This is a genomic window from Halorussus halobius (assembly GCF_004765805.1).
GTDB lineage: Archaea > Halobacteriota > Halobacteria > Halobacteriales > Haladaptataceae > Halorussus > Halorussus halobius.
The window spans coordinates 19,323-30,328 of record NZ_SBIU01000011.1 but is presented as its reverse complement, the minus strand read 5'-3'; the positions used below and the strand labels follow the sequence as shown (position 1 = coordinate 30,328).

Annotated in this window: 9 protein-coding genes; all 9 read left to right on the top strand. The window is 61.3% G+C overall.

What is annotated here, in order from left to right:
• The first annotated feature begins 128 nt into the window (after positions 1-128).
• The 9 genes from EPL03_RS19555 (at position 129) to acnA (ending at position 10,718) form a co-directional block, all read left to right on the top strand.
• Positions 129-521 carry a TRAM domain-containing protein gene (locus EPL03_RS19555; RefSeq protein WP_135830762.1) on the top strand — a complete coding sequence of 131 codons (393 nt, stop codon included), beginning with the start codon at positions 129-131 and terminating at the stop codon, positions 519-521.
• A gap of 1,198 nt (positions 522-1,719) precedes the next feature.
• Positions 1,720-2,607: a biosurfactant protein 1 gene (locus tag EPL03_RS19550; RefSeq protein ID WP_096396480.1), complete on the top strand. Its 888-nt coding sequence runs from the start codon at positions 1,720-1,722 to the stop codon at positions 2,605-2,607.
• Between the two features lie 144 nt (positions 2,608-2,751).
• On the top strand, positions 2,752-2,940 hold the full coding sequence (locus tag EPL03_RS20790) for a hypothetical protein (RefSeq protein WP_096396460.1): 189 nt from the start codon (positions 2,752-2,754) through the stop codon (positions 2,938-2,940).
• Between the two features lie 106 nt (positions 2,941-3,046).
• Complete coding sequence (locus EPL03_RS19540) at positions 3,047-3,427, top strand: hypothetical protein (RefSeq protein ID WP_006183452.1); 381 nt, start codon at positions 3,047-3,049, stop codon at positions 3,425-3,427.
• A 68-nt stretch (positions 3,428-3,495) separates the two neighbouring features.
• Positions 3,496-4,158 (top strand): DUF6735 family protein, encoded by a 663-nt coding sequence (locus tag EPL03_RS19535; RefSeq protein ID WP_135830761.1) that lies wholly within the window; start codon positions 3,496-3,498, stop codon positions 4,156-4,158.
• 37 nt (positions 4,159-4,195) lie between these two features.
• Positions 4,196-4,480, top strand: a complete 285-nt coding sequence (locus tag EPL03_RS19530) for a hypothetical protein (protein ID WP_006825398.1) — start codon at positions 4,196-4,198, stop codon at positions 4,478-4,480.
• Between the two features lie 61 nt (positions 4,481-4,541).
• Positions 4,542-5,291 carry a helix-turn-helix domain-containing protein gene (locus EPL03_RS19525; RefSeq protein WP_135830760.1) on the top strand — a complete coding sequence of 250 codons (750 nt, stop codon included), beginning with the start codon at positions 4,542-4,544 and terminating at the stop codon, positions 5,289-5,291.
• Between the two features lie 60 nt (positions 5,292-5,351).
• Positions 5,352-7,742: a heavy metal translocating P-type ATPase gene (locus EPL03_RS19520; protein WP_168216310.1), complete on the top strand. Its 2,391-nt coding sequence runs from the start codon at positions 5,352-5,354 to the stop codon at positions 7,740-7,742.
• A gap of 186 nt (positions 7,743-7,928) precedes the next feature.
• Positions 7,929-10,718, top strand: coding sequence for an aconitate hydratase AcnA (gene acnA, locus EPL03_RS19515; protein WP_049983736.1), 2,790 nt, complete (start codon positions 7,929-7,931; stop codon positions 10,716-10,718).
• Positions 10,719-11,006: the final 288 nt, after the last annotated feature.

Below are 11,006 nucleotides of genomic sequence, written 5' to 3'. Positions count from 1 at the left end.
AGCGTCTCGGTCTCCGCGACATTGAAGAACGTCTCTACCGAAGGATCATCTTGCAGGGTCGCTGAGGCCATACCATCTCAGCATTCACCCTGCTCTTTGGTGTGGGAATCGTTCTATGACACCCTCAACTGCGGTGTCTATTCGCTGGCGCTGTCGAACAGCAAGACGGGACGTATCTCATTAAGATTCCCGAGCGCGAGATAGACCGTGGCGATCTGCAGCAGGGCGACACGTACCGCGTGGCTGTTCTCGGAGCAGCAGCCACCGACGACGCTGCCAAGACTCCCACCGACTCACAGCGCGAACGGACGCCGAGCACGCCACCGGTTGCCGAAGGCGAGCAGCGTACCGTCGAAATCGAAGATATTGGCGATCAAGGAGACGGCATCACGCGTGTCGAGCGTGGCTTCGTCGTCATTGTCCCTGATACCGAGCGCGGCGAGCGTGTCACCGTCGAAATCACCGACGTCACTGAGAACGTTGCCTTTGCCGAGATCACCGAGCGCGAAAATCACGACTAACAATTCCCGGGTCTGATATCTGTCTGAGCGAGTGCTGGCCCGTGAGCTCGTCCTAGTAGACGATTGGTGTGGTGCAGCCACACACTCAGTGACACTTTCGGGGAGAGGGCGTTCCATATACAGTAACTACTAGTAGACTCGGAGAGAACGATATCAGTCGTATCACTGGCTCTTATTGGTGAAATCCTGGAGGTATAGTGTGCCGACGATTAACTTCTAGTGCGCTTCTCTTCACCAGTGTGTCCGGTGCAATAGCCGCTCAGTAGGTGGCGCATTTTGTATACTCACACTTAAAGAAGACAGTACAAGCTACACAAAGATAGGGCTACTCGGAGCGGAACGCTGTCACCCGTTCTACGGTAGCCGTACACTTTTTATGCGGTAGTACGTAGACTAATTCAGTATGTCACGGTCAAAGCTCATCGCAGGTGTCGCTATTGTTGCTATCATTAGTATTCTTCTCCGTCGTCGTGGAGATGGAGCAGCGGAATCCGATAACTGATTCAACTGTACTTACCGAAGCTACGCATCACATCGAGACGGATTCTTACCAGCCTATTTGGAGTGAAACAGCCGCTTAGTCGGTGTGCACAATAACCGGAAAGCCAGTCGGCCAGTGTATGTAACACAGATGGTTTTTTAGCCGCAGTAACCACAGTTCGGGATATGCGTCGTGCCCTCCGGTACGCTGTGTCACTACTTGTTGGACTGTTAGTTACGGCATCCGTCGCAGAATTCGCTGCGACAGATCACTTGCTTACAATCTCACTATTACCGCTCTATGTGGCTGTGAGTTCAATGATGATAGCACATCGCCGAACGTTTATTTCTCTCTCTCGTGAGGCCGCCCCGGCAAGGAAGCGTGGAGCTATTGTTGGCGGTGTTAGTGCGTTCACCGGCGGATTCCTCCTACAGAGCTCGATCCCGGCAGGTGCCGCTGGGTTTGGGTTGATGTTTCTCGGCATGGCGACTACCGTTGCTGACTTCGACGACTTATAAGAAGTTGTGTAGGTTGATTCGGTCGCTGTACCGAACGATCTGTGGGTCGCCTGTACTTACCGACCTGCGTCAGAATATGTTATCCGTTGAGGATTTCAATAGAGCCGAACCGCTCTATGACACCCCCTGTCTGTAGGCTAATTAATGTGAGAGCCATTATTTAAACCGGAGGCGAAGCATGATACGGCCAGATCACTCTATGACCGACCAGTACGCCGACTACGAAGCCCTCCGACCGCTCGGCGAAGCGACCCACGTTCCCGACGATCAACTCGCCAGTAGTAGTGGCGAGCCCCGGCGGCAACGCTCTGGTGGCGTCGACGCGGGCTATCCAGACGACCCGACAGAAGGTGAGACCGAGTGCGATTCCTGTGGAGCGTCGATCCCCGCTGGCCAGTCGAAGTGCCGGTTCTGTCTCACGAACCATCTCGAAGCAGCCGACGATCAGGACACATCGACTGCCGAACAGACTCTCCTCCATATCATCCACATAGTCGTTGAGGCGTCGACGTTCTACGGCGCCGTCGGGAAGGGATCTGCTGCGGCCACCCTCCTCGCGAAGGCAGACGATGACCCAGTAGTCGATGACTGCAAGCTAATCTATGATCTCGACGAGGAACCGGCCCCACGGCTTGTCGATCAGTGGCCCTCGCTCCCCTCGGCGACACGGGTCACGTCTGAATGTGGTAATCAGCTGCTCGCGGCTGCTCGTGAGCGGACGGCGTGGACAGAGACGACGCAGTCCTGTCACGACGGCGAGCACACGACGTTCCTCTACGACGAAACCGGGAGCGAGGTTCGCACCGAAGCTCGTCTTGCAAGCCTACGTGAGGACGCAGACAACGACCTCTGGCTGGTGCCAGCGATTGCGCTCCAGAAATCCGTTGACAAGACCGATACCGAACAGCCACGACGCGAGCGCCCAAACAGAACTCACCTCGAGTGTCGAGAGTGTGATCGGGAGACTAAGCATCGATTCCGCGAATTCGAGGCTGTCCCCGATGACGAGTGGACCGGGCAGCCAATGTGGGGCTGTCAGCGGTGCGGCACGCCACGCTACGGGCCCGAACCCGAAGCCGATCAGTAAAGACGACGTCAAATTAACCAACAATTCTGGTGTCGGCTCGGAGTTGTTGGTTAACAGAAGCCAGCTCGCGACCACCCGACGATACCACACCTGCTGACTGCCCGCCGGTGTTTTTCGGCGCCGAGAATTGGCGGAGGCGCACACATGGATCCACGAGACACCCCCGGCTATCGACTCCACCGCGCGCTCAGTAGCCTCACCAGTATCGACAGCGACCAATTGGAGCCCGCTGATCGAGAGCGAATTAGCACCGCGACGACGCTCCTCGAGCAGGTAGATTTTCTCACCCAACCGAATACGACGAGGGACGGTGACATCAACAGAGAATCCTGACAGCTCGACGCATCGGCAGCGCAACGTCATGTGGCCGTCACAGCGTGAGCAGTTGCTCGCCCCCTGAAAGGGTGCGGGGGCGCGAGACCGCTCCCGAGAACAATCCATGGCAACATTGCAAGCCGCAACGACATCGACCGGCGCGCTCGTATCGGATCCACAGGCAGTCCGCGAGCTCTGTGAGAACCACTGCTTCGGGACGCTCAACTGGGAAGTGGACGACGACGGCGAACTCGTTATCTGGGGCTACGACAGCTTCGAAGTGTACGAGGCCCGTGAGAACGGTCTTCCTGACTACGACGGTGGCATCGTCACTCACGAGTTCCTCCGGTCGCTCGCGGAGTATCTCGAACCGAACGAAGAATTCGACATCCAGACAGCCGGATTTACCAAGTGCCGGTTTCCCGTGCTGGCGAAACGGTACGTCGTTCGCGACGGCGAAGTCCTCCACGCGGACCTCAGTTCCCCCGACCCGATCGACGAGTAGCGTTGTTCGTCCCCCGGGAGGGGTGCGGGGCGATCCAGTCGTGGGTCGTCCTGCAAGGAGATTGTTCAATGGGCCACCGCGCACTCGTTGCGTACGAACGCACAGACGGACAGTACACGCTCCACTACTCTCATTGGGGTGCAGCGAATCTCAAGCTCAAGCACCGAATCTCGGCCGAAACACCGTTCGGTGGCGACGACACCGACTCGAAGTGGGCGAAACAGCTGCTGGCGGAACTGGCCGATGGCCTCGAAGCAGATGGCGTCGACGGCTACCTCGCCGGCGAGGATCGTCCGTCGTCGGTCGTCAAGCCGAAGCCCCGTGCCACCGGGCTCACCCTCGACGAGATCGTCGCGGACCACCTCGACTATCTCCACCACGAGGCGATCTTCGTGGTGTCACCCACCTTCGAGGTGACCGCCTATCGGACGCTGTGGTTCGGGCTGCAGTACGACTCGGAGACGGTCGAACAGGGAGAGACCGTCGGGAACGGCGCGCTCGCGACGGTGCGCTGGTACGACGGCAAGCCGGTCGGCGACGGCCACCTACAGGGACAGTTCGCGGCCCTCAAAGACGTCGTCGGCGACATGCTCGACAAGGGCGTCTTCACGCCGTCGACGGCGAGACAGTACCTGAAACGGAAGCTGGCCGAGCGAGTCGGAGACCGACAGGAGCTGCTCATTCCGACCGGAGAATTACCCTTCGAGAAGGCGAGTCTCAGCAAGCCGTAACACCACTTCCTTAGTGGATCCCGGGAAACACCCAAGTATGTCAAATCAGCCTAAAGACGGTGTTCGTGTTTGGCTTGTCGAGCGGACGTACTCCGATGACGAACAGAATCTGATCATCCTCACCTACGCAACACCCGATGGCGAACAGTACTATCGGAAGGAACGAGCACTAACCTCATTCACCGACGTCCGAGATACGACGGCAGCAGTCGACGCTGAACCCGACAATCTCGGCACGGTCGATGACCCCGACCTCCAGGAACAATACGCGGCCGAAGCGCAGCGAATGCAGGAGGTCCACGACCCGGACGACGTGATCTGATACCCGCCAGTAGACATCGCCCCGGGCCATGGGTTATGTCGTAGGAGGCCGTACACAGGGTATGCGCGAACTCGTCTTCGCCCTCGAATACGAGCCGGGCTGTAACCGGGTGGCGGACGCCCTCGCCGACCACCCCGACGCCCGTGTCCGCTCGCTCTCGCTGCACGCCACTGCCGAGCGTCTCTGGCGGGTTGACCACGCCACCGGAACTCCTGAGGCGCTCGACGCCATCGAGGACGCCTTTCTCACCGGCGACTACTACGCTGACTGTCTCGCCACCGAGGACTGTGGCGCCACACAGACGACTCGTGTGCTGGATCGGACGGACGACACGCTCATCCTCTACTCCGACTGGGAGCGCACTCCGACCTGCGCCTCAGTTCCCCATATCGCTCGAGATCACCTCGGCGACGGCGTCTTGTTCGAGACCCGTCACGAGGGGCGCCACTACACGTGGCGACTCATCCACTCCGGCGATGGTGACGTGGCGGCGTTCTTCGACGCTCTCGAAGTCGCCGTGGGGGAGTGTGCACAAATGGAGATGCTCCGCACAGCGGACACAACAACATCAGCTGGGGGACGCGACGGGACACCGAGCGGCCTACCGCCAGCCCAAGAGGCCGCTCTTCAGGCTGCGGTTGAACACGGCTATTACGAGTCGCCCCGCGAGGTCGACGTCGGCGAGCTCGCCGAGCATCTCGACGTGCCACGGTCAACACTCACCTACCGACTCCGTCGGGCGGAAGAACATTTGGCGAAGCAACATGTCGCCGGCGAGCGGGTAGCTGAAGAACGGCTGGCATCACACTGACGCCAGTAGTTGGAATATTCCAATAAAGACCTATCGAACTCCCGCTCCTACCGTGAAGTGATGACAGAGAATCCGAATATAGCGGGACAGGCGAGCGGGGGCGGGCAGCGACAGGAGTTGACCGCCCGCTTCACCGTCCCCGAGATGGACTGTCCCTCCTGCGCCCAGAAGGTCGACAAGAGCCTCCAGCGCGTCGACGGCGTCGTCGACGCGACGCTCCAGCCGACCACCGGCACGGCGACTGTTACGTACGACCCTGACCGAATCAGCGAATCCGACGTGGTCCAAGCGATCGAAGGTGCCGGCTATGAGGTCGTCGGAGGTTCGGACGCCGAGAGCGATGAGCGAGAGGAGTCGGGCAATGGCGTCGACATCGCGCCACCGTCGGAGGTCTGGACGAGTCCCCGCGCGAAGAAGACGTGGCTCGGCGCGGCGTTCGTCACGCTCGGTCTCCTCTTCGAGTTCCTCCTCACCGGGCAGAACGTCACAGTGGCGAGCGTCCTCGAGTACCCGCTCCATATCGCAGATGTTCTGTTCCTCGGCGCCGTCGCGGCCAGTGGCATCCCGGTCGTCCGTAGCGGGTACTACTCCGCGAAGAACCGAAGTCTGGACATCGACCTGCTGATGGGGACGGCGATCATCGCGGCGACCGGTATCGGCTACTTCGTCGAGGCCGCCACGCTGGCCGTCCTGTTCAGCATCGCCGAACTGCTCGAGGACTATGCGATGGACAGGGCACGGGACTCCCTGCGCGAGCTGATGGAACTCTCGCCCGACGAGGCGACCGTCCGTCGCGATGGTGAGGAAGTGACCGTTCCCGCCGAGGAGGTCGACGTTGGCGAGACCGTCGTCGTCCGCCCCGGCGACAAGATTCCGCTCGACGGGACGGTCATCGACGGCGAGAGTGCAGTCGACCAGTCGCCGATCACGGGCGAGAGTGTCCCCGTCGACAAGGCTACCGGTGACGAGGTCTACGCCGGCGCGATCAACGAAGAGGGGTACCTCGAGGTAGAGGTTACCTCGACCGCTGGCGATTCGACGCTCTCGCGCATCATCGAGATGGTACAGGGTGCACAGGCGAAGAAAACCGAGTCTGAGCAGTTCGTCGACCGCTTCTCGGGCTACTACACGCCTCTCGTCGTCGCGCTGGCAATCCTGACCGCCGCCATCCCGCCGCTGGTCATTGCCGACCCGGTGTCGGTGGACCTCGCCGGATACGGATTCACCTTCGCGGGCAGCTGGCAGACGTGGTTCATCCGCGGGCTCACGCTGCTGGTGATCGCCTGCCCGTGTGCGTTCGTCATCTCCACACCCGTCTCGGTGGTGTCGGGCATTACTAGCGCCGCGAAGAACGGTGTCCTGATCAAGGGCGGCAACTATCTGGAGGCGATGGGCGAGGTCGATGCCGTTGCCGTCGACAAGACCGGGACGCTCACCAAGGGCGAACTCGCCGTCACCGACGTCGTTCCGGTGGGTGACACCACGGAGGACGATCTGCTCCGTCGCGCCGCAGGGCTGGAGCGGCGCAGTGAGCATCCCATCGCCACGGCGATTCTCGCCCGCGCTGAAGAGGCAGGCGTAGGCAACCTGCCCGACCCGACTGGCTTCGAGAGCCTCACCGGGAGGGGCATCCGCGGCGAGATCGACGGCGAGACGTACTATGCGGGTAAGCCAGCGCTCTTCGAAGAGCTCGGCTTCGACCTCGCTCGGGCACGCCGCGAAACGGACGGCGGCGTCATGGCGGAAGAGGCGGCCGAGGTCGACGACGGGGCGTTCGCCGAGGATGCCCTCTCCGCGCTGGAGCAGGAGGGCAAGACGGTCGTTATCGTCGGGACGGAGTCGGAACTGCTGGGTGCAATCGCCATCGCCGACGAGGTGCGCCCGGCCTCAAAGCGGGCCGTCGAACGCCTGCACGAGTTGGGCGTCAAGCGCGTGGTAATGTTGACCGGCGACAACGAGGGAACTGCCCGCGCTATCGCCGAGCAGGTCGGTGTCGATGAGTATCGCGCAGAACTCCTGCCCGACGAGAAGGTCGACGCAGTCGAGGAGTTGCAGGCGGGGTACGGCGAGGTGGCGATGGTCGGTGACGGCATCAACGACGCGCCCGCGCTCGCCACCGCAGAGGTCGGCATCGCGATGGGCGCAGCCGGCACCGACACCGCTCTTGAGACGGCCGATATTGCGTTGATGGGCGACGACGTCGGGAAGCTCCCGTACCTGTACGACCTGTCGCGTACGGCCAACGGCGTGATCCGGCAGAACATCTGGGCGAGCCTCGGCGTAAAGCTCCTGCTGGCGCTGGGCGTGCCGCTGGGTCTGGTCAGCGTTGCGTTGGCGGTCGTTGTCGGTGATATGGGGATGAGCCTCGGTGTCACCGGGAACGCGATGCGGTTGTCGCGAATCGCGCCTGAACGCATGGACGGTAAGACTGGCCAAGAAATGGGTGTATGAACCCATGAAGACTAGCGAGAAAGACAGTGCCACCTTATGCAGAACTGTGTCACTCGTCGAACACGAGAGCAACGAGCTCTCTGAACCCCTTCGGGCAGGTCCAACGAACACGTCGAACTGCTCGAATCCCGTCTCCCGAGAACGGGAACAAGAATAAGGTTACTCCGTTTGAAATCTTCCACAATAATGAACCCTTTCAATGCGATCCGCGAGTTCGAAGCCGATGGAACGACCTACAAAATGGCCGACCTCACCGTCCTCGAAGAGGAAGGCCTCTGTGAACTTGACAAACTCCCGGTCAGTATCCGTGTTATGCTTGAATCCGTCCTCCGTAACGCCGACGGGGAGGACATTACCGAGGACGACATCCGGGCCCTCGCTGGCTGGCAACCGGACGTTCCCGACGCCGACATCCCGTTCCAGCCGTCCCGGGTTATCCTCCAGGACCTCACCGGCGTCCCCGCCGTTGTAGACCTCGCGGCACTCCGATCGGCCGTCGAACGCAAGGACCGCGACCCAACCCTCGTCGAACCCGAAGTCCCCATCGACCTGGTCATCGACCACAGCGTCCAAGTGGACTACTTCGGCAACGAGGACGCCTACGAGAAGAACGTCGAACTCGAATACGAGCGCAACAGCGAACGGTACCGGGCGCTGAAGTGGGCGCAAAACGCCTTCGACGACTTCAGTGTCGTGCCGCCAGGGACGGGTATCGTCCACCAGGTGAATCTGGAGTATCTCGGGCAAGTCGTCCACGAACGCGAGCAGAACGGCGAGAACTGGCTGTTCCCAGACACCCTCGTCGGGACCGACAGCCACACGCCGATGATTGGTGGCATCGGCGTCGTCGGCTGGGGCGTCGGCGGTATTGAAGCCGAAGCCGCGATGCTCGGCCAGCCCATCACGATGAACCTCCCCGAGGTTGTCGGCGTGAAACTCACAGGTGAACTCCCCGAGGGTGCGACGGCGACTGACCTCGTACTGCACGTCACCGAACTGCTGCGGGATGTCGGTGTTGTCGATCGATTCGTTGAGTTCTATGGGCCCGCCGTGGAGACGCTGACTGTTCCTGATCGGGCGACAATCGCGAATATGGCGCCCGAGCAGGGCTCGACCATCAGCATGTTCCCCGTCGACGAGGCCACCTTGGACTACCTCGAACTGACGGGCCGCGACGAGGACCACATCGAGCTCGTCCGAAAGTATCTGGACGCCCAGGGGCTGTTCGGTGAGCAGAACCCCGAGTACACCGAGACGGTCGAACTGGACCTCTCGACCGTGACGCCGAGTCTCGCCGGCCCCAAGAAACCCCAGTCCCGCGTCGAGATGGGTGACATGCGAACCCACTTCCGGGAATTACTCCACGGCGAGTTCGAGGACGAACTCGACGACGCTGACGAGGAGGCGCTGGCCCGGTGGCTCGGTGAGAGCGACCAATCGATGGGGCAGACCGACGGCGGCAAGGCGGTCGTGGACACCGGTCGAGACCGCCCCGACCTCGACCCTCTCACGAAGCGCGCCTCCGTGAATATCGACGGCAACGACGTCGAAATCGGGCACGGGAGCGTCGTCGTTAGCGCCATCACCAGCTGTACCAACACGTCGAATCCCTCCGTGATGCTGGCAGCCGGGCTCCTGGCGAAAAACGCCGTCGAGCGTGGCCTCGACGTCCCGGACTACGTTAAAACAAGCCTCGCGCCCGGCAGCCGCGTCGTCACCCAGTACCTCGAAGCATCGGGGCTGTTGCCATACCTCGAAGACCTGGGTTACAACGTCGTGGGCTACGGCTGTACGACCTGCATCGGGAACGCAGGGCCGCTCCCGGAGCCGATCGAGACCGCTATCGACGAACACGACCTCTGGACGACGAGCGTACTCTCCGGGAATCGGAACTTCGAGGCGCGCATCCATCCAAAAGTGCGCGCGAACTACCTCGCCAGCCCGCCGCTGGTGGTGGCGTACGGGCTCGCTGGGCGGATGGACATCGATCTGGAGCACGACCCGCTGGGGTACGATGACGACGGAAACCCAGTCTATCTGGCGGACCTCTGGCCAGACAGCGACGAGATCCACGAAGCCGTCCACGACTTCGTCGACCCGTCGATGTTCGAGGAGAAGTACGCCGAAGTGTTCGAAGGCGACGAGCGATGGGACGCGCTGGAGGCCCCGACCGGCGAGGTCTACGAGTGGGACGAGGACTCGACATACATCCGGGAGCCGCCGTTCTTCAAAGATTTCCCGCTGGAGAAACCCGGCGTCTCTAACGTCGAGGATGCACGGTGTCTGCTAACGCTGGGTGACACGGTTACGACTGACCACATCAGTCCTGCCGGGCCGTTCGGGACGGATCAGCCGGCCGGCCAGTGGCTGATGGACCACGGTGTCGAGCCCCACGAGTTCAACACGTACGGTGCCCGCCGGGGTAACCACGAGGTGATGATGCGGGGCACGTTCGCCAACGTCCGCATCGAGAATCAGATGCTCGACGACGTCGAGGGCGGGTACACCATCCACCATCCGACTGGTGAGCAGACGACCGTGTTCGAGGCCAGCCAGCGGTACCGCGAGGAGGGAACTCCACTCGTCGTGATGGCGGGCGAGGAGTTCGGGACTGGGTCGAGCCGTGACTGGGCGGCGAAGGGGACCGACCTTCTCGGTGTTCGTGCGACCATCGCGGAAAGCTACGAGCGCATCTATCGGGACAATCTCGTCGGAATGGGTGTGTTGCCGTTGCAGTTCCAGGACGGTGACTCCTGGGAGGCGCTTGGATTGGACGGGTCAGAGGTCTACACGATCTACGGGTTGGACGACGAGTTGGAGCCGATGGCCGAGTTGACGGTGACTGCGGAGCGGTCGGACGGGTCGTCGGTTGAGTTCCCGGTGACGGCCCAGGTGGGCACACCTGCCGGGGTGCGATACATCGAACACGGCGGCATCCTACACTACGTCCTTCGACAGCTGCTAACCGAATCGTGACGCTTTCAAAGTGTCTCCTCGACCAGTAAGATCGCGAATTTCCGATTCCGTCGCTCGGAATTAGCGTAGCCCTCTGAAACGGCACACCGTGTTTTGTGCGTGAATACATATCAAGAGTGTTTCCAGTTCAATCAACGGTAAAATGACCATCGTAGCTTTCACACCCGATGCCGTAGCGATCACCGTCGAGTGGGCGAACAATATCCTGTGATCGAGTGAGGCCAGAGTTGTTTATTCCGCGCCGGTGATGGGTGCCGGCGCAGCTGGAGCGACCAACGACACCCGTGC

Coding starts and splice junctions, on each gene's coding strand:
- EPL03_RS19550 (WP_096396480.1), top strand. CDS start 1,720: ATGACCGACCAGTACGCCGACTACGAAGCCCTCCGACCGCTCGGCGAA.
- EPL03_RS20790 (WP_096396460.1), top strand. CDS start 2,752: ATGGATCCACGAGACACCCCCGGCTATCGACTCCACCGCGCGCTCAGT.
- EPL03_RS19540 (WP_006183452.1), top strand. CDS start 3,047: ATGGCAACATTGCAAGCCGCAACGACATCGACCGGCGCGCTCGTATCG.
- EPL03_RS19535 (WP_135830761.1), top strand. CDS start 3,496: ATGGGCCACCGCGCACTCGTTGCGTACGAACGCACAGACGGACAGTAC.
- EPL03_RS19530 (WP_006825398.1), top strand. CDS start 4,196: ATGTCAAATCAGCCTAAAGACGGTGTTCGTGTTTGGCTTGTCGAGCGG.
- EPL03_RS19525 (WP_135830760.1), top strand. CDS start 4,542: ATGCGCGAACTCGTCTTCGCCCTCGAATACGAGCCGGGCTGTAACCGG.
- EPL03_RS19520 (WP_168216310.1), top strand. CDS start 5,352: ATGACAGAGAATCCGAATATAGCGGGACAGGCGAGCGGGGGCGGGCAG.
- acnA (WP_049983736.1), top strand. CDS start 7,929: ATGAACCCTTTCAATGCGATCCGCGAGTTCGAAGCCGATGGAACGACC.